The sequence below is a fragment of the Burkholderia sp. RF4-BP95 genome (genome assembly GCF_001521985.1).
GTDB classification, from domain to species: domain Bacteria; phylum Pseudomonadota; class Gammaproteobacteria; order Burkholderiales; family Burkholderiaceae; genus Burkholderia; species Burkholderia diffusa.
Genome location: NZ_LOSX01000092.1, coordinates 43,219 through 64,992, shown reverse-complemented (window position 1 = coordinate 64,992; position 21,774 = coordinate 43,219). Strand labels below are relative to the sequence as shown.

Annotated in this window: 19 protein-coding genes; 8 read left to right on the top strand and 11 right to left on the bottom strand. The window is 67.6% G+C overall.

Features of this window, described 5'->3' with window-relative positions:
* Window positions 1-81: 81 nt before the first annotated feature.
* A complete protein-coding gene (clpB, locus tag WS46_RS31545) occupies window positions 82-2,679 on the top strand; it encodes an ATP-dependent chaperone ClpB (RefSeq protein WP_059529853.1) in 2,598 nt (865 codons plus the stop codon).
* Between the two features lie 128 nt (window positions 2,680-2,807).
* On the opposite strand, the gene WS46_RS31540 is transcribed toward clpB, so the two are convergent.
* Entirely contained in the window at window positions 2,808-3,236 is a 429-nt protein-coding gene (locus WS46_RS31540) for a YidB family protein (protein ID WP_059529856.1), read from the bottom strand.
* An 88-nt stretch (window positions 3,237-3,324) separates the two neighbouring features.
* Entirely contained in the window at window positions 3,325-3,933 is a 609-nt protein-coding gene (locus WS46_RS31535; protein WP_059693270.1) for a helix-hairpin-helix domain-containing protein, read from the bottom strand.
* A gap of 286 nt (window positions 3,934-4,219) precedes the next feature.
* On the opposite strand from WS46_RS31535, the gene WS46_RS31530 reads away from it, so the two are divergent.
* A complete protein-coding gene (locus WS46_RS31530; RefSeq protein WP_059693267.1) occupies window positions 4,220-4,681 on the top strand; it encodes a MerR family transcriptional regulator in 462 nt (153 codons plus the stop codon).
* The gene (locus tag WS46_RS31525; RefSeq protein ID WP_059693265.1) at window positions 4,665-5,099 is read left to right on the top strand and encodes a carboxymuconolactone decarboxylase family protein; all 435 of its coding nucleotides are present in this window, start codon (window positions 4,665-4,667) and stop codon (window positions 5,097-5,099) included. The genes WS46_RS31530 and WS46_RS31525 overlap by 17 nt, the downstream gene beginning before the upstream one ends.
* A gap of 19 nt (window positions 5,100-5,118) precedes the next feature.
* Here the strand turns inward: WS46_RS31525 and WS46_RS31520 are convergent, their stop codons facing one another.
* Window positions 5,119-7,035 (bottom strand): sigma-54-dependent Fis family transcriptional regulator, encoded by a 1,917-nt coding sequence (locus tag WS46_RS31520; RefSeq protein WP_059693263.1) that lies wholly within the window; start codon window positions 7,033-7,035, stop codon window positions 5,119-5,121.
* 522 nt (window positions 7,036-7,557) lie between these two features.
* On the opposite strand from WS46_RS31520, the gene WS46_RS31515 reads away from it, so the two are divergent.
* From WS46_RS31515 to lipA, 5 genes are all read left to right on the top strand, one after another.
* Window positions 7,558-8,616: an ATP-NAD kinase family protein gene (locus tag WS46_RS31515; RefSeq protein ID WP_059693262.1), complete on the top strand. Its 1,059-nt coding sequence runs from the start codon at window positions 7,558-7,560 to the stop codon at window positions 8,614-8,616.
* Between the two features lie 100 nt (window positions 8,617-8,716).
* Window positions 8,717-9,700, top strand: a complete 984-nt coding sequence (locus WS46_RS31510) for a thiamine pyrophosphate-dependent dehydrogenase E1 component subunit alpha (protein WP_059529873.1) — start codon at window positions 8,717-8,719, stop codon at window positions 9,698-9,700.
* A 68-nt stretch (window positions 9,701-9,768) separates the two neighbouring features.
* On the top strand, window positions 9,769-10,773 hold the full coding sequence (locus WS46_RS31505) for an alpha-ketoacid dehydrogenase subunit beta (protein ID WP_059529875.1): 1,005 nt from the start codon (window positions 9,769-9,771) through the stop codon (window positions 10,771-10,773).
* Between the two features lie 4 nt (window positions 10,774-10,777).
* The gene (locus WS46_RS31500; protein ID WP_059693260.1) at window positions 10,778-11,893 is read left to right on the top strand and encodes an acetoin dehydrogenase dihydrolipoyllysine-residue acetyltransferase subunit; all 1,116 of its coding nucleotides are present in this window, start codon (window positions 10,778-10,780) and stop codon (window positions 11,891-11,893) included.
* 2 nt (window positions 11,894-11,895) lie between these two features.
* Window positions 11,896-12,861, top strand: a complete 966-nt coding sequence (gene lipA, locus WS46_RS31495; RefSeq protein ID WP_059693259.1) for a lipoyl synthase — start codon at window positions 11,896-11,898, stop codon at window positions 12,859-12,861.
* 15 nt (window positions 12,862-12,876) lie between these two features.
* Here the strand turns inward: lipA and WS46_RS31490 are convergent, their stop codons facing one another.
* The 8 genes from WS46_RS31490 to trxA all read right to left on the bottom strand — a co-directional run bounded on the left by WS46_RS31490 (window position 12,877) and on the right by trxA (window position 21,493).
* Complete coding sequence (locus tag WS46_RS31490; protein ID WP_059529884.1) at window positions 12,877-14,241, bottom strand: MATE family efflux transporter; 1,365 nt, start codon at window positions 14,239-14,241, stop codon at window positions 12,877-12,879.
* A 2-nt stretch (window positions 14,242-14,243) separates the two neighbouring features.
* Window positions 14,244-16,001: a glycosyltransferase family 39 protein gene (locus tag WS46_RS31485; protein ID WP_059693257.1), complete on the bottom strand. Its 1,758-nt coding sequence runs from the start codon at window positions 15,999-16,001 to the stop codon at window positions 14,244-14,246.
* Window positions 16,002-16,231: 230 nt separating this feature from the next.
* Complete coding sequence (locus tag WS46_RS31480; RefSeq protein WP_040144297.1) at window positions 16,232-16,495, bottom strand: type B 50S ribosomal protein L31; 264 nt, start codon at window positions 16,493-16,495, stop codon at window positions 16,232-16,234.
* Window positions 16,496-16,652: 157 nt separating this feature from the next.
* Complete coding sequence (locus WS46_RS31475) at window positions 16,653-17,486, bottom strand: zinc-dependent peptidase (protein WP_059529890.1); 834 nt, start codon at window positions 17,484-17,486, stop codon at window positions 16,653-16,655.
* A gap of 38 nt (window positions 17,487-17,524) precedes the next feature.
* Entirely contained in the window at window positions 17,525-19,081 is a 1,557-nt protein-coding gene (locus WS46_RS31470) for an MFS transporter (RefSeq protein WP_059693254.1), read from the bottom strand.
* On the bottom strand, window positions 19,078-19,578 hold the full coding sequence (locus tag WS46_RS31465) for a MerR family transcriptional regulator (RefSeq protein WP_059693252.1): 501 nt from the start codon (window positions 19,576-19,578) through the stop codon (window positions 19,078-19,080). The genes WS46_RS31470 and WS46_RS31465 overlap by 4 nt, the downstream gene beginning before the upstream one ends.
* Window positions 19,579-19,709: 131 nt before the next feature.
* Entirely contained in the window at window positions 19,710-20,972 is a 1,263-nt protein-coding gene (rho, locus tag WS46_RS31460; protein ID WP_006478662.1) for a transcription termination factor Rho, read from the bottom strand.
* 194 nt (window positions 20,973-21,166) lie between these two features.
* The gene (trxA, locus tag WS46_RS31455) at window positions 21,167-21,493 is read right to left on the bottom strand and encodes a thioredoxin TrxA (protein WP_006402348.1); all 327 of its coding nucleotides are present in this window, start codon (window positions 21,491-21,493) and stop codon (window positions 21,167-21,169) included.
* Window positions 21,494-21,774: the final 281 nt, after the last annotated feature.

The following is a 21,774-nucleotide window of genomic DNA, read 5'->3' as shown; positions in this document are numbered from 1 at the left end:
GCTGAATCAACCCGAATTTCGCTTGAAACCCGTATAACCATCCACATCTTGGTGTTAATCGAAAATTGGAGGTCTCGCCAAATGAGAATCGACAAGCTCACCACCAAGTTCCAGGAAGCACTCGCGGACGCCCAAAGCCTCGCGGCAGGCCGCGACAATCAATACATCGAACCCGTTCACGTGCTGGCGGCGCTGGTCGCGCAGCAGGACGGCTCCGCCCGCTCGCTGATGTCGCGCGCGGGCGTTCACGTGCAGGCGCTGCAAGGCGCGCTGAACGAAGCCATTTCGCGCCTGCCGCAAGTCACGGGCACGGGCGGCGACATCCAGATCGGCCGCGAGCTGGCCGGGCTGCTGAATCAGGCCGACAAGGAAGCGCAGAAGCTCAACGACACGTTCATCGCGAGCGAGATGTTCCTGCTCGCCGTGTCCGACGACAAGGGCGACGCCGGCAAGCTCGCCCGTCAGCATGGCCTCACGCGCAAGGCGCTCGAAGCCGCGATCGCCGCGGTGCGCGGCGGCTCGCAGGTGCACAGCCAGGACGCGGAAAGCCAGCGCGAGGCGCTGAAGAAATACACGGTCGACCTGACCGAGCGCGCCCGCGCGGGCAAGCTCGATCCGGTGATCGGCCGTGACGACGAAATCCGCCGTTCGATCCAGATCCTGCAGCGCCGGACCAAGAACAACCCGGTGCTGATCGGCGAGCCGGGCGTCGGCAAGACCGCGATCGTCGAAGGGCTCGCGCAGCGTATCGTCAACGGCGAAGTGCCCGAGACGCTGAAGGGCAAGCGCGTGCTGTCGCTCGACATGGCCGCGCTGCTCGCCGGCGCGAAGTATCGCGGCGAGTTCGAGGAGCGCCTGAAGGCCGTGCTCAACGACATCGCCAAGGACGAAGGCCAGACGATCGTGTTCATCGACGAGATCCATACGATGGTCGGTGCCGGCAAGGCCGAAGGCGCGATGGACGCAGGCAACATGCTGAAGCCGGCGTTGTCGCGCGGCGAGCTGCACTGCATCGGCGCGACCACGCTCGACGAATACCGCAAGTACATCGAGAAGGACGCCGCGCTCGAGCGCCGCTTCCAGAAGGTGCTCGTCGACGAGCCGAGCGTCGAGGCGACGATCGCGATCCTGCGCGGGCTGCAGGAGAAGTACGAACTGCACCACGGCGTCGACATCACCGACCCGGCGATCGTCGCCGCTGCCGAGCTGTCGCACCGTTACATCACCGATCGTTTCCTGCCGGACAAGGCGATCGACCTGATCGACGAGGCTGCGTCGAAGATCAAGATGGAAATCGATTCGAAGCCCGAAGAGATGGACAAGCTCGATCGCCGTCTGATCCAGCTGAAGATCGAGCGCGAGGCCGTGAAGAAGGAGCAGGACGAGGCGTCGCAGAAGCGCCTGCAACTGATCGAGGAAGAGATCGATCGCCTCGGCCGCGAATATGCGGACCTGGAAGAGATCTGGACCGCCGAGAAGGCCGCGGTGCAGGGCAGCGCGCAACTCAAGGAAGAGATCGAGAAGGTGCGGGCCGACATCGCGCGTCTGCAACGTGAAGGCAAGCTGGAGAAGGTCGCCGAGCTGCAGTACGGCAAGCTGCCGCAACTCGAGTCGCAACTGAAGCAGGTCACGCAGGCCGAAGAGCAGGAGCAGCACAACCCGACGCGTCCGCGTCTGCTGCGCACGCAGGTCGGCGCGGAAGAAATCGCGGAAGTCGTGTCGCGCGCAACCGGGATTCCGGTGTCGCGGATGATGCAGGGCGAACGCGAGAAGCTGCTGCACATCGAGGAAAAGCTGCACGAACGCGTGGTCGGCCAGCACGAGGCGATCGGCGCGGTCGCGGATGCGATCCGTCGTTCGCGCGCCGGTCTCGCCGATCCGAACCGCCCGTACGGCTCGTTCCTGTTCCTCGGCCCGACGGGCGTCGGCAAGACCGAGCTGTGCAAGGCGCTGGCGGCGTTCCTGTTCGATTCGGAAGAGCACCTGATCCGCATCGACATGAGCGAGTTCATGGAGAAGCACAGCGTCGCGCGGCTGATCGGCGCGCCGCCGGGCTATGTCGGCTACGAGGAAGGCGGCTACCTGACGGAAGCCGTGCGCCGCAAGCCGTACAGCGTGATCCTGCTCGACGAGATCGAGAAGGCGCACCCGGACGTGTTCAACGTGCTGCTGCAGGTGCTCGACGACGGCCGCATGACCGACGGGCAGGGGCGTACGGTCGACTTCAAGAACACGGTGATCGTGATGACGTCGAACCTCGGCTCGCAGGTGATCCAGGCAATGACGGGGGCACCGCAGGAAGAGATCAAGGACGCCGTGTGGCTCGAAGTGAAGCAGCACTTCCGCCCCGAGTTCCTGAACCGGATCGACGACGTCGTCGTGTTCCACGCGCTCGATCGCAGCAACATCGAATCGATCGCGAAGATCCAGCTCGCGCGCCTGCACGACCGGCTCGCGAAGCTCGACATGGCGCTCGACGTGTCGCCGGCGGCGCTCGAACAGATCGGGAAGGTCGGCTACGATCCGCTGTTCGGCGCGCGGCCGCTGAAGCGCGCGATCCAGCAGGAGATCGAGAACCCGGTCGCGAAGCTGATCCTCGCGGGCCGCTTCGGTCCGAAGGACGTGATCCCGGTCGACGTCAGCGACGGCAAGTTCGTGTTCGACCGCGTCGTGCACTGATCGCCGGTGATCGGCCGCACGCCCGGTTCGCGCCGGGCATGCAAAAACAAACACCCCGCTCAGGCGGGGTGTTTGCATATGGTGCGGCCGAAACCGCCGTCGAGGCCGTCAGCCGGCGCGGTGCGGGCTCAGGCCTGCTTGCCGCCGAACATGCCGGCGAGCTGCGTGAGCGTGCCGAGCACGTTCGACGTATCGACCTGGCCGCCGGCCGGCACTTCGCCGTTCGGCGTCGCGCCGTTGACGACGTGCGGCAGCACCTGCGCGAGGATCGACGATGCCTGGGACGGATCGATGCCGACCTTGCTCGCCAGCGAGCCGACGACGTCGGAACCGAGCACGTTCTGCAGCGTGTCGGCCGAGATCGGCTGGTTTTCGCCGTTGCCGACCCACGAGCCGATGATGTCGCCGGCGCCGCCGGCCTTGAACTTCTCGATCAGGCCGTTCAGGCCGCCCGGCTGGTTGTTGATGAATTCGAGCGCGGTCGTGATGAGCGCGCTTTGCGAGTTGCCGCCGGCCTGGCCGCCGATCAGACCGCCAACGATGTCGAGGAGACCCATGGTTCTTCACCTTCACTGAAAAGGGCGCCGCAACGACGGCGCCCGTTGATCGAATGCCGCGCGCACGCGATCGCACGCGCGGCGCACATCAGGCGCCCGACGCCGCGGCGGCGGAGGCTGCCTTGTCCTTCTTGCTCTTCTTCTTCGAACCCTTCGTCGCCTTCGTGGACGACGCTGCGGCCGGCGCACTCGCGCTCGCTCCCGCATCGGCGGATGCCGCCGCGGCCGCGGCCGCCTTTTCCTTCTTCGACGCACGCTTGCTCTTGGCCGGCTTCGACGCCGCTTCCGGCGCGCTGGCGGCCGGGGTCGGCGCCGGCGCCGGCGCTGCGGTCGTCGACGTCGGCGCCGTGCCTGCCGACGTCGTGGCCGACGGGGTTGCGGACGTCGTCGCGGCCGGCTTCGACAGCTTCACGCCCTTCGGCGGCGTCGACGAGCCGCCGATCGTCAGGCCGTTTTCCTCGAGATGCCCGACCGACTTCGTGCCGAGACCCTTCACGCGGTTCGCGAGATCGTCCGCGTCCTTGAACGGGCCGTTCTTGGTGCGTTCGTCGATGATCGCCTTCGACTTCACGGGCCCGAGGCCCTTCACCGATTCGAGCGCGGCCTGGTCGGCCGTGTTGACTTCGACGGCCGCGGCGAGGCCGGCGGCAAGCGACAGCGATAGCGCGACGAACAGCATCAGCAGCTTTTTCAGCATGGCAAAGGCTCCCTGGTTCTGACGGATGAATGGCTGTTGCAACGGACGGCGGGGCGAGACTTCGCCGGGCGTCGCCGTTAAGCATAGGACAAATGCGTGCCCTTTTTGAGACAGGCTGACCGAATCTTGCTGAAGGCTTGCGTCGCTGTAAAGACAGAAAGCCGCGCCGCGCGGTGGTTTTGACCATTCTTTACGGTGTCTGCGGCGGTGATTTCAGATCGTTGTACTTGGCTGATCGATAACGCTTGACTTAGAGTGAACTCTAACTCCTAACCTTGATCCTGCCATGTCGAAAACCGTATCCACATCTTCCGCCGCCGGTCCGCTGACGATCGGGCAAGTCGCCGAACTGACCGGCGTGTCGACGCATACGCTGCGGTATTACGAGCAGGCCGGCCTGCTGCGCGCGATTTCGCGCACGGCGGCCGGGCACCGGCTCTATGCGCCGGCCGATCTTGACTGGCTTGCCTTCGTGATGCGCCTGAAGGCGACCGGCATGCCGATCGCGCAGATGCAGCAGTTCGCGGCGCTGCGTGCGCAAGGCGAGTCGACGTTCGGTGCGCGGCGGCGGTTGCTGGCCGAGCATCGCGACGCGGTGCGCGCGCATATCGCGGAACTGCAGGCGAGCCTCGACGCGATCGGCGACAAGATCGCGTATTACGAGACGCAGGAGCGCGAGACGGAACGACGGGCGACCTCTTCTCACTCTTTATTGGAACAGGACGGACACCATGGAACAACGCGTTGACGATCGCTATGCGCGGGGCTGGGACAAGTTGAAGGAAATCGACGGTGAAGCGGGCGAGCGCGTGATCGCCTCGCTTGCGTCGATCGCGCCGGATTTCGGCCGGATGGTGATCGAATTTCCGTTCGGCGACGTCTACAGCCGGCCGCAGCTCGACCTCAAGTCGCGCGAAATCGCGACGATCGCGGCGCTGGCCGCGCTCGGCAACGCGCAGCCGCAGCTGAAGGTGCATATCGAGGCCGCGTTGAACGTCGGCTGCACGCGCGACGAGATCGTCGAGGTGTTCATTCAGATGGCCGTCTACGCGGGGTTTCCTGCTGCGCTCAACGCGTTGTTCGCGGCGCACGAGGTGTTCACGCGGCGCGATGAAGCGGCTGGCCGGGACGGCGGCACGGCCGAAGCGGTCGCGCACGCCGCGTGATGCGACGCGTGCCGGTGCGTCAGAGGCGGTGCGGCGCGACGATCCGGTGTTTCGCGATCCGCCGGTACAGCGTCGCGCGCGAGATGCCGAGCGCCTGCGCGGCCGCGTCGGGCCGCCAGCGATGCGCGGTGAGCGCCGCGACGATGCGGCCGCGTTCGTCGTCCGGCAGCGCGCCGGCCGCACCGGCGCCGAGTTGCGCGGCGAGATCGGCCGGCAGGTCGCGCCGCGTCACGCGTGCGGCGTCGCATACCGCGCACGCATAGCGCAGCACGTTGCGCAGTTGCCGCACGTTGCCCGGCCACGGGTACGAGGCGAGTTGCTCGGCGAGCGACGCGTCGAGCGTGAGCACGTGGCCGGTCGCCTGCGCTTCCTCGGCGAATACCGCGGCGATCACGTCGCGCACGTCCGCGCGCTCGCGCAGCGGCGGCAGTTCGAACGTCGCGCCGCTCAGCCGGTAATACAGATCCTCGCGGAACGTGCCGTCGGCCACCATGCGCGCGAGATCACGGTGCGTCGCGCAGATCACATCGAGATCGACGCGCACCGGTGTATCGCTGCCGAGCGGCACGACCTCGCCGTCGGCGAGCACGCGCAACAGGCGGGTCTGCAGCGTGAGCGGCATGTCGCCGATTTCGTCGAGGAATAGCGTGCCGCCGTCCGCGAGCGCGATCTTGCCGCGCGCGCCGTGCTTGCGCGCACCGGTGAACGCGCCGGCCGCATAGCCGAACAGCTCGCTTTCGATCAGCGCCTCGGGCAGCGCGCCGCAGTTGACCGCGACGAACGGCCGTGCGCGTCGCGCACCGGCATCGTGGATCGCGCGGGCGAATACTTCTTTTCCTGCACCGGTTTCGCCCAGCACGAGAATCGGCAGCCGCTTGCTCGCGACACGCAGCGCGAGTTCGGCCTGTTGAGCGACGCGCGCGTCGCTGCTGTGCAGGAACGGCGTCAGCGCGCCGACGTGGCGCTGCGCGGTGCCGGGGCGGCGCGACGCCGTGCCGGTTTCGCGGCCGGTGCGCCGGAGCGGCGCGCGCAGCCGCGCATAGAGCGGGGCGCCGGTCGCGCGCAGCCGCAGCGCGACGATCGCGTCGAGCCGCGCGGCGTCGCGCAGCGGCATCTCGGTTGCGTCGAAGATCTCGTCGATATGGCGCGGTTCGCGCAGCGCCGGCAGCGCGTCGCGCGCCTGCCGGTTCGCGGCGACGATGTTGCCGCACTCGTCGAACGCGATCAGCCATTCGGGCTGCGCCTCCACGTAGTGACGATTCGGATGCCCGAACAATATCCAGTGCTGCGCGGTGCTGTGCACGAAATAGCCGTCCTCGATCAGCGCCGCGCTCTGCCGCACGAGCTGATATACGAGCCGCTGGCTGTCGCGGCCGTCCGGCGACTGGACGGCCGACGCGTCGAGCACGCCGATCAGTTCGCCGCCCGGCGCGAAGATCGGGGCCGCACTGCAGGTGAGCGTGGTGAACGCCGCGCGGAAGTGGTCGGTCTTGTGCACGGTGATCGGCGCGAGATCGGTCAGCACGCTCGCGACCCCGCAGGTGCCTTCCTCGCTTTCCGACCAGCACGAGCCGATGTGCAGCCCCGCATGACGGAAGTCGTTGCGGCGTTCGCGGTCGATGCGGTAGTCGATCGTCACGCCGTGCGCGTCGGTCAGCATCACGCAGTAATCGGCGACGCGAATCATGTCGTGCAGGCGCGTCAGGCACTGGCCCGACGCGCGCAGGAAGGCTTCCTCCTTGTCGCGCACCTCGCGCAGCTCGGCCGCGGTCAGCACGCGCGGGCCGATCGACGACGCGGGGTCGAGCGCGTAGCGCTCGAGCGAGCGCTGCCACGACGACACGAGACGCGCGGAATCGGCCGGCGCGGGCAGGCGTCCGGCGAGCGCGCCGAGCACACGGTCGGCGTGCTGGGCCTGGGGGACGGCATAGGGCATGGTCGGCTCCGGTTCCGTACGGCGGGGAATTCGATGTTCTTGTAGCACATCCGCCTGCGCGGATCACATTGCATCGCAGCACGCGCGCGGCGTGAGACGTTCGTCTCAGCGACATCTCAGCCGGTCTCGCGCGATTGAGACGCACGGGCATGCCGGGTGCGACGGTGGCCCGCATCATGGCGTTGCGCGCCGTGCCGCGATACGCGTGGCTTGCGGGCCGAAGCGCCATCCGGATGAAGGTGCCGAAACCGGCGCGCGGGGCGATCGACGGCGTGAGACGCATGGGCGGTTTCGCGGGGCGTCGGGCTGTCGCGGCAACAGCAGGCGATGGCCGGCATGGCCGCCGCGCCAGTCTGCAAGCGGGTTCCGTGGTCGTGGCACTCACGGTGGCACGCCGCTTGCAGATGTCACGGGCAAGCTCGGCGCGGTCGCGTCGGCGACGACGATCCGCTGCCCTCGATGACGGCGGACGACACATGCAGGGCCGGCGCGAGCGCCGGTCCACTGGATGGAGACAAGCCCGTGACGACGCCCGTGACCGTCGGCGTGATCGCGAACCCCGCATCGGGGCGCGACATTCGCCGCCTGACGACGCATGCATCCGTGTTCCCGACGGCGGAAAAGGCCAACATGGTCGTGCGTCTGCTTGCCGGCCTCGGCGCGATGGGCGTCGAGCGCGTGCTGATCTTGCGCGACAAGACGGGCATCGCGACGCTGCTGATGCGTGCGCTCGACACGCATCGCGCGGTCGCGCCGCGCGAGCGCTGGCCCGACGTCGAATTCGTCGACCTGCCGATCTCCGATACCGTCGCCGACACGCACGCCGGCGCCGCATACATGCACCGGATGGAAGTCGCGCTGATCGTCGTGCTCGGCGGCGACGGCACCCATCGCGCGGTCGCCGCGCATTGCGGCGCGACGCCGCTCGTCGCGCTGTCCACCGGCACCAACAACGCGTTTCCCGAACATCGCGAGGCGACCGTCGCGGGCGTCGCGGCAGGACTCGCCGCGACCGGCGCCGTGCCGGCCGAGGTCGCGTTCGCGCGCAACAAGCGGCTCGTCGTGCGCTGCGCGGCGGGCGCGAACGCGGGGCGCGAGGAAATCGCGCTCGTCGACGTGTGCGCGGCCCGCCAGCGCTTCATCGGCGCGCGCGCGATCTCGGGGCCCGACGACATCGACACGCTTTATCTGACTTTCGCGGAGCCGGACGGCATCGGCCTGTCCGCGCTCGGCGGCGCGTGGGCGCCGCTCGAGCGCGGTGCGCCGCACGGGCTCGCGATGCGTTTCGCCGTCGACGGCAAGACCGCCGGCACGCCGCTCGTCGCGCCGATCGCACCCGGGCGCGTCGATCGCGTCGTGATGCGCAGTTGCGAGCGGCTCGAGCCGGGTGCGTGGCAGACGATCCCGTTCGAGCACGGCACGCTCGCGTTCGATGGCGAGCGCGAGATCGAGGTCGCGCGCGGCGACCGCTACGAGATCGCGCTCGACTGGCGCGGACCGCTGACGGTCGATGTCGGCCGCACGCTGCGTTACGCGTCGTCGCGGCAGTTGTTGCGCGATGCCGGCGCGTGGCGCGACTGACGATGGCTTCACGTTTCACCGACGGCCGGGCCGTCGTGCAATCCGTCGCCGGGGCGTTGCCGCGGCGGCATTCGCAGTCAGACCTACCCAGGAGACACACATGACCGTTTCGACACAGCTCAGCAGGGACACGCTGCTGGACGCCTACCGGCTGATGCGCACGATCCGCGAATTCGAGGAACGCCTGCACGTCGAGTTCGCGACCGGCGAAATCCCCGGCTTCGTTCACCTGTACGCGGGCGAGGAGGCCTCCGCGGTCGGCACGATGCTGCACCTCGGACTTGAAGACTATGTCGCCACCACGCACCGCGGGCACGGCCACTGCATCGCGAAAGGCGTCGACGTGCACGGGATGATGGCCGAGATCTACGGCAAGAAGACGGGCGTCTGCCACGGCAAGGGCGGCTCGATGCACATCGCCGACCTGTCGATGGGGATGCTCGGCGCGAACGGGATCGTCGGCGCGGGCGGCCCGCTCGTGTGTGGCGCGGCGCTCGCGGCCAAGCACAAGAAGACGGGCGGCGTCGGCGTGTGCTTCTTCGGCGACGGCGCGTCGAACCAGGGCGTGATCTTCGAATCGATGAACCTCGCGTCGGTGTGGCGGCTGCCGGCGATCTTCGTGGCCGAAAACAACGGCTATGCGGAAGCGACGTCGTCGAGCTGGTCGGTCGCGACCGACAACATCGCCGATCGCGCGAACGGCTTCGGGATGCCGGGCGTGATCGTCGACGGTTTCGATTTCTTCGCGGTGCACGAGGCGCTCGGCGAAGCCGTCGCGCGGGCACGCAACGGTGGTGGCCCGACGCTCGTCGAAGTGAAGTTCACGCGCTATTTCGGTCACTTCGAAGGCGATGCGCAGACCTATCGCGCGCCGGGCGAAGTGCAGAAGCTGCGCGACGAGAAGGACTGCCTGAAGCATTTCGAAGCGCGCGTCGTGCGTGCCGAGGCGCTGACGACCGACGAACTGCGCGCGGTCGATGCGCAGGTGAAGGCGTTGATCGACGACGCGGTCGCGCAGGCGAAGGCCGCGCCGCTGCCCGACGCGGCCGACCTGCTGACCGACGTGTACGTGTCGTACCCGTGAGCGCGATGTGACACAGCGGCCACCGGCCCGACGCCGGCACGGCGAACCCAATATTCCAGGAGACGGACATGGCAAGGAAGATCACTTATTCGCAGGCGATCAACGAGGCGCTCGCGCAGGAAATGGCGCGCGACGACAGCGTGATCGTGATGGGCGAGGACAACGCGGGCGGCGCGGGCGCGCCGGGCGAGGACGACGCATGGGGCGGCGTGCTCGGCGTGACGAAGGGGCTGTTCCACAAGTTTCCGGGCCGCGTGCTCGATACGCCGCTGTCGGAAGGCGGCTACATCGGCGCGGCGGTCGGTGCGGCCGCGTGCGGGATGCGGCCCGTCGCGGAGCTGATGTTCATCGATTTCATGGGCGTGTGCTTCGACCAGATCTTCAACCAGGCCGCGAAATTCCGCTACATGTTCGGCGGCAAGGCCGTGACGCCGGTCGTGATCCGCGCGATGTACGGCGCCGGCCTGCGCGCGGCCGCGCAGCATTCGCAGATGCTCACGTCGCTGTTTACGCACATCCCGGGGCTGAAGGTCGTGTGCCCGTCGACGCCTTACGACGCGAAGGGGCTGCTGATCCAGTCGATCCGCGACAACGATCCCGTGATCTTCCTCGAACACAAGCTGCTTTACACCCGCGAAGGCGATGTGCCTGAGGAATCCTATGCGATTCCGTTCGGCGAGGCGAACGTCGTGCGCGACGGCGACGACGCGACGATCGTCACGTACGGACGCATGGTGCATCTCGCGACCGACGCGGCCGCGAAGCTCGCGAAGGACGGCATTCAGGTCGACGTGATCGACCTGCGCACGACGTCGCCGCTCGACGAGGAAACGATCCTCGAAAGCGCGGAGCGCACCGGACGCGTGGTGGTGGTCGATGAAGCGAACCCGCGCTGCTCGATCGCGACCGACATCGCCGCGCTCGTCGCACGGCGCGCGTTCCGATCGCTCAAGGCACCGATCGAGCTCGTGACCGCACCGCACACGCCCGCGCCGTTCGCCGGCGTGCTGGAAGACCTTTACATCCCGTCCGCCGATGCGATCGCGCAGGCGGTACTCAAGACGAGGAGCTGACACGATGTCGATTCACATGATCACGATGCCCAAGTGGGGGCTGTCGATGGAGCAGGGGCAGGTCAACGGCTGGCTGAAGGCGATCGGCGAACGCGTGACGAAGGGCGACGAAGTGCTCGACGTCGAGACCGACAAGATCTCGTCGGGCGTCGAATGCGCGTTCGACGGCACGCTGCGCCGTCAGGTCGCGCAGGAAGGCGAGACGCTGCCGGTCGGTGCGCTGCTCGGCGTGGTGGCTGCGGCCGAGGCAAGCGATGCCGACATCGACGCGGCGATCGCCGAATTCCAGCGCGACTTCGTGCCGACCGCGGCCGCCGACGACGCGGCCGGTCCGCAACCCGAGAAGGCGCAGATCGGTGGACGCACGGTCCGGTTCCTGAAGCTCGGCGACGGGTCGGGCACGCCAGCGGTGCTGATCCACGGCTTCGGCGGCGACCTGAACAACTGGTTGTTCAACCACGCGGAGCTCGCCGCGCATCGGCCCGTATGGGCGCTCGACCTGCCCGGGCACGGCGAGTCGGGCAAGGCGGTCGACACCGGCAGTCTCGACGAACTGGCCGACGCGGTGCTCGTGCTGCTCGATGCGCAGCACATCGATCGCGCGCACCTGATCGGGCACTCGATGGGCGGCGCGGTCGCGATGGCGGCGGCGGAGCGCGCGCCGCAACGCGTGGCCTCGCTGACGCTGATCGCGAGCGCCGGGCTTGGCGTCGATATCAACCGCGGCTACATCGACGGCTTCGTCGCCGGCAACAGCCGCAATACGCTGAAGCCGCACCTCGGTGCGTTGTTCGCCGACAACGCGCTCGTCACGCGGCAACTGGTCGAGGATCTCGTCAAGTACAAGCGGCTCGAAGGCGTGCAGGCCGCGCTGGAGAAGATCGCGAACGCCGCGTTCGACGGCGCGTCCCAGCGGCGCGTGTTCCGCGACCGCGTCGGGGCGCTCGCGCCGCGCACGCTCGTGATCTGGGGCGAGCGCGACCAGGTGATTCCGGCGCAGCATGCGCAGGGCTTGCCGGACGGCGTGCGGGCCGAGGTGATCGCCGGCAGCGGTCACATGGTGCAGATGGAGGCGGCTGCCGACGTGAACCGCCTGATCGTCGCGTTTCTCGGAGACTGACGATGGCCGCCGCGCTCGAACGACCCAGCCTCACCGCGCTCGGCCAGCCGGGCGCGAGGAGCCGCGACAAGCTCGCGCGCATCCCGGTGCGCGTCGAGCCTGCGGCCGGCGCGGCGCTGCCGAAGCCGCCGTGGCTGCGGGCGCGGCCGATGATGAGCGGGGCGGTCGCCGACATGGCGGCCGTGCTGCGCGATCACCGGCTGCATTCCGTCTGCGAGGAGGCGATGTGCCCGAACATCGGCGAATGCTTCGCGCAGCGCACCGCGACGTTCATGATCATGGGCGGACTGTGCACGCGGCGCTGCCCGTTCTGTGACGTCGCGCACGGCCGCCCCGAGCCGCTGGATCCCGACGAGCCCGCGCGGCTCGCCGACGCGGTCGCGGCGCTCGGGCTGCGCTACGTCGTGATCACGTCGGTCGATCGCGACGACCTGCGCGACGGCGGCGCCGCGCATTTTGCGGCCTGCATCGCGGCGGTGCGCGCGAGCGTGCCGGGCATCGGCGTCGAGGTGCTGACGCCCGACTTCCGTGGCCGCGTCGCGCGGGCGCTCGATGCGTTGTCGTCGGCGTGGCCGGACGTGTTCAATCACAACCTCGAAACGGTGCCGTCGCTGTATCGGGCGGCGCGGCCGGGCGCCGATTATCGCGGTTCGCTCGACCTGCTCGCGCAGGCGAAGGCCGCGCGGCCGACGCTCGTGACGAAATCCGGTTTGATGCTCGGGCTCGGCGAGCGCGACGACGAGGTGCGGGACACGCTGCGCGACCTGCGCGCGCACGAGGTCGACGTGCTGACGCTCGGCCAGTATCTCGCGCCGTCCGCGCATCATCTGCCGGTGCGCCGCTACGTGAGCCCCGACGCGTTCGCCGCGTGGCGCGACGAGGGGTTGGCGCTCGGTTTCAGGGAAGTCGTTGCAGGCCCGCTCGTGCGGTCCTCGTACCACGCGGCCGACGTGCTGGAGGACGCGTAGGCCGCGCGCCGTGCGTCATGCGCTGTATGCGCTGACGGCCGGTTGCGCGCGGCTGACGTGGCGCAGGTAGAGCGCGAGGCCCGCGCCCGCGAGCATCAGGCTGATCGTGTTCGCGAACCAGAAGCCGCGCGCGCCGGTCAGCCAGGCCGGTGCGATGCCGCCGACGTCGAAGCCGAGCACGTAGCCGCCGCCGAGCCCGACGCCCCACAGCGCGACCGCATAGATCACGGTCGGCACGACCGCGACCTTGTACGCGCGCAGCACGAAGGCCGACGTGATCTGCAGCGCGTCGAAGAAGTGGTAGCAGGTGACGATTGCGACCAGCGGCAGCGCGGCGGCGGCCACGGCCGGGTTCGGTGTGTAGCCGCCGACGATCAGCGGACGCAGCGTGAACACGAGCACGCCGTACGCGGCCGCGATTCCGCACGCGAGCATCACGCTGTGCCGGCCGAGCAGGCGTGCCTCGTCCGGGCGGCCGGCGCCGAGTGCGCGCGCCACCAGCGTCGACGCCGCGACGCCGATCGACAGCGGCGTCATGTACAGCACCGCGCCGATGTTGCCGGCGATCTGATGGCCGGCGAGCGTCGTCGTGCCGAATTGCGCGATGAAGAGCGCCATGCACGTGTACGACGTGACCTCGATCAGGTACGACAGGCCCATCGGCACGCCGAGCTTCAGGATCGCCTTCTGGCGTGCCCAGACGGGCCAGCAAAAGCGCGAGAAGATCGAAAGCGGCGAGAACACGTCGAGCTTTGCGAGCAGCGTGAAGCCGATCAGCGCGAGCGCCCAGTTGATCAGCGTGCTGGCGAGCCCGCAGCCGGGGCCGCCGAGGGCCGGCACGCCGAGGCCGCCGAAGATGAACCACACGTTGAGCGGAAACTTGAGCAGCAGCGCGCCGACCTGCAGGATCATCGCGAGGCGCGGCTTGCCGGCTGCGTTGGTCAGCGCGTTGTAGATCCGGAACACGAGGCTCGCCGGCAGGCCGTACGACAGGATTCGCAGGTAATCGACCGTGCGGTCGTGCAGCGCGGGCGGCGCGTGGGCGATGTGCAGCAGCGGTTCGGGAAAATGCAGCAGCAGGAAGCCGGGCACCGCGAGCATCAGCGCGAGCCACAGCGCCTGGCGGACCTCTTCGCCGATTTCCGCGTAGCGCCGCGCACCGTACAGTTGCCCGGTGATCGGCTGCAGCGCGGACAGGATGCCCGTCATCCCGATGTAGACCGACACGTAGATCGACGAACCGAGCCCGAGTGCGGCCAGGTCGATGGCCGAATAGCGGCCGACCATTGCCGTGTCGATCACGCCGAACGCGATGATCGCGAGCTGGCCGACGAGCACCGGCCATGCGAGACCGACGATCCGGCGGATGTCGGCGAACATCGTCAATCGACCGTCCGGTGGCGCGCGCCGCGGCGCTTGACGGGCGCCGTCGGCCGCTCGATGCGCTCGTACAGGCGGAAGCGCTCGTCGCGGTCGGCGACGCGGCGGCCTTCCCACACGAGACGCCACACGTATTGCGACATCGCGCTCGGCTCGCCGAAGTCCGCGCGATCCTGGCGCAGGATCACGTCGCAGTCGCCCGAAAATTCGAAGTGCATGTCGCCGAAGTATGCGAAGGTCGCGATCTGCGCATCGCCGAGCCGCACGGGCGAGATGCACTCGTAGTCTTTCGGCAGATGCGACGCGATCTGCTGCGCGACGTCGCTGTAGGTCCGGCCGTAGTTGACGATCGGCAGCCACAGCGTCATCAGCAGCACCCACATCAGCGTGGTGCCCGCGCCCGACAGCACGACGCTGCGCCACAGCACCTTCGGCTGGCGCGAGATGCGCCAGCGCGCGAGCAGGCACCAGCACACGGTGACGATCACCGCGCAGATGAACGACAGGATCTTGAAGTGCGGTTCGTAGCCCGGCACGAGGCGCGCGAGGTTGCGCGCGAGCGGGTGCGGGAAGCCGGTGAGCGACGCGAGCCATACGAGCCACACGAAGGTGCCGAGAATCGTGAAGCTCAGCACCGCGAACCAGTCGAATGCGTTGATCGCGCCGCGCTTGAGCGTCGGCAGCGCGAAGGTGGCGAGCACCGCGAGCGGCGGCAGCAGCAGCATGTACATGCGGTTCGACTGCTGGCTCTGCAGGATCACGAGCGCGACGAGCGGCACCACGACCGACAGCGGAATCGCGATGTGCGCGCGGCGGCGCATGCCGGCCCAGCTCCACCAGGCCCAGATCGCGAGCGGCCACGCGGGCCACGTGAACAGCGGCAGGTTCTTCGCCGCGTAGGCGAGCACCGCGGTCGGCGGCCCCGAGAAGCGCATCAGGCTGCCATGGATCCACTGGTTGAAGAACCACGCGGCGTCGTCGGGTGCCGCGTGGAACGCGGCGAGCGGCCACAGCGCGAAGATCGCGGCCGCGAGCGGCAGGCCGATCAGCGGCAGGCGCAGATTGCGCATTTCCGGCGTGACGAGCCACAGCGCGGCGGTGCCGGCGAGCAGCGCGACGACGAGCACCGGGTTGCCGGACAGCGCGACGAGACCGATTGCGATGCCCCACCACAGCGCACCCTGCATCGGCTTGTCGATGCCGCGCACGATGCCGTACACGAACATCGCGATCCACGCGAACTGCGCGAGCTGCGGCGTGGTTTCGTGGCCGCGCTCCGCGAGCCCGAAGCACGCGACGAGGACCAGCAGCGCGCCGTCGGCGAGCGTGCGGCCGTAGTCGCGCGGCTCCGGCTCGCCGCCGAATGCGTACTTGAACGGCTGGACCTCGGCGCGCCGGCCGAGCAGGTAGGCGGCGTACCAGACGAACGCGCACGCGACGCAGAACAGCACGCCCGTGTCCACGCGCGACGCGTTGCTCGCGTCGACCCACGGCGCCAGCGCGCGGATCGACAGCGCGCCGAGCCAGTAGCCGAGCGGCCCGTCGGTCGTGATGAACTTGCCGACGAGATTCGGCAGCAGCCAGTCGTGCCAGCCGCCGGTGGCCATCGTCCACATCACGCCGAAACCTGCCGCGTCCTCGTTCTTCCACGGGTCGCGGCCGAACAGGCCGAACGCCGCGTAGACGAGGCAGAGCGTGAGCAGCAGCCAGCGCGGCAGCGCGCGCGTGGCGGAGGCGGTGAGACGAACGACTGGCTTCATGCAGATGAGCGATTTGTTATGGGCGGGCGGCCGGCGCGGTCATGCGCCCGCCGACGGCGCCGGATTCGAGCATCCGGCATTGTAGACGCGCCGGCCGTTGCGCGTCGGACGATTGCCCCGGCACCGGCCTGCGAGCGGTGTTTTCCCGGCGAGCGGAGACAAAAAAGGGCAGCCTGGGCTGCCCTTTCGTGCGGTACCGGTGCGTTGCAACCACCGGATCGGTGCGAAGCTTACTTCGCGACCTTGCCGCTGGCGCGTGCGCCGAACTTGTTCTTGAACTTCTCGACACGGCCTGCCGTGTCCATGATCTTTTGCTGACCCGTGTAGAACGAGTGCGATTCCGACGACACTTCGATCTTGGCGAGCGGGTAGGTCTTGCCTTCGTGTTCGATGGTTTCACGCGTCTGGATCGTCGAGCGCGTGATGAACTTGAAGCCGTTCGACATGTCTTGGAAGACGACTTCGCGGTAGTCCGGGTGAATGCCAGGTTTCATGATGTTCCTTGGTGAGAGCGGTAGCCAACCCGCCGCTTGCCGTGCCGGACCGCACGCATTTGCGCGATTCAGCCGACGTCAAGCCCGGCGCGAGCCACTTGCCTAAGGTCGAAAAACGGCGATTATGCCAGAAAATCAGACGGTTGACGAATAATTTTCACCGCGCGTCGAGGGCGCCCGTCCGGGCCGGATCCTGTCGATAGTAGCGGGCGAGCAGCCGGTAGAGTTCCGGAAATTCGGACTCGAACGCGCGCGGTCGCACGAACAGCGCCTCGCTGCACACTGCGAAGAACTCCGACGGGTGATCGGCCGCATAGGGATCGATCAGCGAGTCGCGCTCGAAGCGCGCCCACGCGCGATCCGGCACCGCATCGACGCGCGCGCAGAACTGGTCGTACGCATGCTCGAACACGTCGGCCCACGCCTGCGCGTCGAGGTGCGGCGCGTGCCAGCGGCGAAAAAGGGGTGGATACCCGTCGGCCTCGCCGTTGACCATGTCGATCTTGTGCGCGAACTCGTGGATCACGACGTTGTACGCGTCGCGGCCGTCCGTCATCTGCGCGTCTTCCCACGACAGGATCACCGGGCCGCCTTCCCACGCTTCGCCGCTCGCATCCTGCTCGACTTCATGGACGACACCGTCCTCGTCCTGCACGGTCTTGCGGATGACGAATTCGCCCGGATACACGACGACGCCGACCCAGCCGTCGTACAGCGACAGATCGAGGTTCAGCACGGGCAGGCACGCCTGCGCGGCGATCGCGACGATCATCTCGTCGGTCAGCTCGAGCCCATGCGCGGTCGAGAACGATTTCTTCGCGATGAACAGGCTCGTCAGCTCGCGCAGCCGGCCCAGGTCGCCGGGCGACAGCGCGTCGAGGAACGGCAGGCGTGCGACGGTGTCCTGCCACAGCGCATCGGGAATCGGATGGCTGCGCAGCGCGCGGTCGCGGCGGCGGTCGTCGAACCAGCGGGTCAGTTTCGAGAGCATGGAGGCAGCGCGGGAGAATCCAAAGCCTGTCTTTTAACTCAATCGATCTCTTTTTGCCATGCCGCGAAGAGGCCGCCGACGAGCGCGACACCCGCGAGGAAATAGAAACCGTCGAGCGACGCGAGAAACGACGCCTGTTGCGCGACCATCCGGGCGACAGATGCGATCGCGAGGGCGTGCGCCTCGCTCAGTGCATGGCCGGCGGCCGCATAGCTGTGCGTGAGTGTGTCGACCGTTTGCTGGAACAGCGGATCGAACACGTTCGCGCGCTCCACGAGCCGCGTCTGATGTACCGCCAGTCGGTGCTGCTCGACGATGATCACCGACGACGTCGCGAACGAGATCGTCAGTTGTCGCACGATGTTCTTCAGCCGGTAGCCATGCGTGTATTCGTCGATCGCGAAGATGCGGAACGTCAGGTTCGCGACCGGCAGCACGATGAACAGCAGCAACAGCCCGCGCAGCAGCAACGGGACGATCAGCGCGGCCTCGCCGACCTGGGGCGTCATCCGCGTCATCCACAGCGCGGCGACGATCGCGATCGCGAACCCCGGCACGACGAACCATTTCTTGTGCGTGACGCGCTTCGCATGGCGCAGGTAGGCGAACAGCGCGGTGGCCGAGATCAGCGACATCGTGCCGACCAGGCGCCCGGCGTTCTCGACCGGATAGCCGAGCCCGCCTTCGAGCAGGCGGGAGGTCAGGTAGCTGAAGCCCGTCGACTCGTAGTAATAGAACATGTACAGCAGCAGCCCGACCTGGAAGGTGCGCTCGCGAAACGCATGCAGTCGCACGAGCGGCGTCGGATGGTTCCACTGGTGATACGCGAACCACGCGAGCGCGCCGAGGCCCGCGATCGTCAGCAGGATCAGCATCGGCGAGCCGCTGTAGAGCTGGTAGTGCACCTGCTGCAGCACGATCTGCAGCGCGCCTTGCGCGAGCGCGAACACGACGTACGGCCAGAAATGCCCGGAGCCGCGTTCGTCGTCGGGCGTCCTGCCCGAATCGGGCAGCGTGAGGAGCGCGAGAATCGCGAACGCGATGCCCGCGGGCGCGGTGCACGCAAACAGCGCGCGCCACGTCGAATGCGCGACGAGCAGGCCGCCGACGATCGGTGCAAGCGCGCTGCCGAGCAGGATCATGATCAGGAACGCGCGCGTGGCGGGCGGCCGCTCCTGCGGCTTGAAGCTGATCTGGATCAGGATCCGGCATGCACCCATCATCGGGCCGATGAAGTAGCCCTGGAAGCCGCGCGCGAACGCGAGCTCGAGCGACGTGTCGGCAAGCGCCGCCGCGATCGCGCCGAACGAGAACATCAGCATGCAGCCGGCGACGTAGCGGCGATGCCCGAGCCGATCGACCCACCATTGCTGCTGCAGGATGCCGAGCACGGCCGTGACCGCATACGCGCTCGACGACCACACGAGTTCGTCGGGCGATGCGTTGATGCCACCCGCGATATAGCTCGCGAAGAACGAGAAGGCCGCGTTGTCGAAGTAGTCGATGCCGGTGACGAGCGCGAGCGCCCACGGGAACAGGTCCGCGCGCAGGTTCGCGCGGCTCCACAGTGGCGGGCGACCTGGCGCGACGTTCATTCCCGGTCCTTGCGCGCGCGCCGCGTGCCGGCTTCGGCTTGCCGCTGCGCGATCAGCGTGTCGGGGTTTTCGCCGGCGAGGCGACGTTCGATGTAGTCGATGTCGTGCTGCAGTTCCTTGCGCAGCGCGACGGCTTCCTTCAACTCGCGCTGGACGGCCGCGATCCGCCGATCGAGCGTGTCGATTTGCCCGGCGAGCCCCGAGCGGATGTCGCGCAACGACGCGTCCGAATAACGGCGCCGGCCGTCGCCCGTTTCTTCCAGCGGGCGCTTGAGCATCTCGGTGATGCCGTGTAGCGAAAAGCCGAGCGCGCGCAGCCGCAGGATGCGGGCGAAGCGTTCGAGATCGGCTTCGTCGTAAAGGCGATAGCGGCCGCCGCTGCGTGACGGCGTGACGAGCCCGCGCTCTTCGTAATACTTCAGTGTGCGCGGTGTGACGCCGAGCCGCGACGCCGCGTCGCTCACGGTCAGCAGCGAGGGGGAAGTGTCGTTCGGCATCGGGATGGCGGGGTCTGGGTCGGGGCAATGGCGCGATTATAGATCAACCTGTACGTTCACGTTCAGGTTGGCATGAAAAAACGGCCGCCGGGCGAAACGCGCGGGCGGCCGTTCGTTGCGGGGCGGGGCGATCAGCCGCCGCGGCGCATCAGGTCGAAGAACTCGGAGTTGCTCTTCGTCTGGCGGATCTTGTCGAGCAGGAATTCCATCGCCTCGACTTCGTCCATGTCGTGAATGAACTTGCGCAGCACCCAGATCTTTTGAAGGATCTCGGGCTTGATCAGCATTTCTTCGCGGCGCGTGCCCGACTTGTTCAGGTTGATCGACGGATAGACGCGCTTTTCCGCGAGACGACGCTCGAGGTGCACTTCCATGTTGCCGGTGCCCTTGAATTCTTCGTAGATCACGTCGTCCATGCGGCTGCCGGTTTCGATCAGCGCGGTGCCGATGATCGTCAGCGAGCCGCCTTCCTCGATGTTGCGCGCCGCGCCGAAGAAGCGCTTCGGGCGCTGCAGCGCGTTCGCGTCGACACCGCCCGTCAGCACCTTGCCCGACGCCGGGATCACGGTGTTGTATGCGCGTGCGAGACGCGTGATCGAGTCGAGCAGGATCACGACGTCGTGCTTCATTTCGACGAGGCGCTTGGCCTTCTCGATCACCATTTCGGCGACCTGCACGTGACGCGTGGCCGGTTCGTCGAACGTCGAGGCGATCACTTCGCCGGCGACGGAGCGCTGCATTTCGGTCACTTCTTCGGGGCGCTCGTCGATCAGCAGCACGAACAGGATGACGTCCGGATGGTTCTGCTTGATCGCGTGTGCGATGTGCTGGAGCATCACGGTCTTGCCCGACTTCGGCGACGCGACGAGCAGGCCGCGCTGGCCCTTGCCGATCGGCGCGATCATGTCGATGATGCGGCCCGTGACGTTCTCTTCGCCGCGCATTTCGCGTTCGAGCGACAGCGGCTTGTTCGGGTGCAGCGGCGTGAGGTTCTCGAACATGATCTTGTGTTTCGAGGCCTCGGGCGGCTGCCCGTTGACTTTGTCGACCTTCACCAGCGCGAAGTAGCGCTCGCCGTCCTTCGGCGTGCGGACTTCACCTTCGATGGTGTCGCCGGTGTGCAGGTTGAAGCGGCGGATCTGCGACGGGCTGATATAGATGTCGTCGGTGCTCGCGAGGTACGACATTTCCGGCGAGCGCAGGAAGCCGAAACCGTCCGGCAGCACTTCGAGCGTGCCGTCGCCGAAGATCGTCTCTCCCGTCTTGGCGCGCTTTTTGAGAATGGCGAACATCAGCTCCTGCTTGCGCAGGCGGTTCGCGTTTTCGATCTCCAGGCCATTGGCCATTTCGATCAGTTCGGACACGTGCAGAGACTTGAGCTCGGATAAATGCATACGGAGAACCCGCCAGGGAGGAGAAGCGACGAAAAGGAATAAGGGAGGAGGGCGAGCGGAAGCGCTCTGAGACTTAATGCGTCTTGTAGACGTTTTTTGATTCTAGCATACGCCGATTCGCGCCTGAGCGGCCGATCGGCGGCTTGACGGCGGACGTGTTGTCGGTTGACAACACGTCCGCGGAACGGCCGGTATTACAGGTGGCTGTCCAGGAATGCGGTGAGCTGCGACTTCGACAGCGCGCCGACCTTCTGCGCGGCGGCCGCGCCGTTCTTGAACAGGATCAGCGTCGGGATGCCGCGCACGCCGAACTTCGCGGGCGTTGCCTGGTTGTCGTCGACGTTGATCTTCGCGATCTGCAGCTTGTCGCCGTAATCCTTCGCGACTTCGTCGAGGATCGGGGCGATCATCTTGCACGGGCCGCACCATTCGGCCCAGAAGTCGACGAGCACGGGCTTGTCGGATTTGACGACGTCCTGTTCGAACGATGCGTCGCTGATGTGTTTGATCTGTTCGCTCATTGGGTCAATACCTCTTACGGTTCGGGGACTGCCTGCTCGGCGCGTTGCGGCGCTCCGGCGGCCTTATTGGCTACCGGCCGCTGCGGCAGGTCACTCCGCTCTCCGAAGGAAGGGCGTAAGCGCTGCATGGCGCGGCTCGCGGGTCGTTCGGGCGTCATATTAGCCTAAATTGCTATCTGCTGCGGGCAGCGATAGTAGCCGCTACGCGAGTAGGGGTACGACGCGCCGTTCGACCGTTGTGTCCCGAAGGTGGAGGCCGGTGCGCAAAATACAAGAGTCAC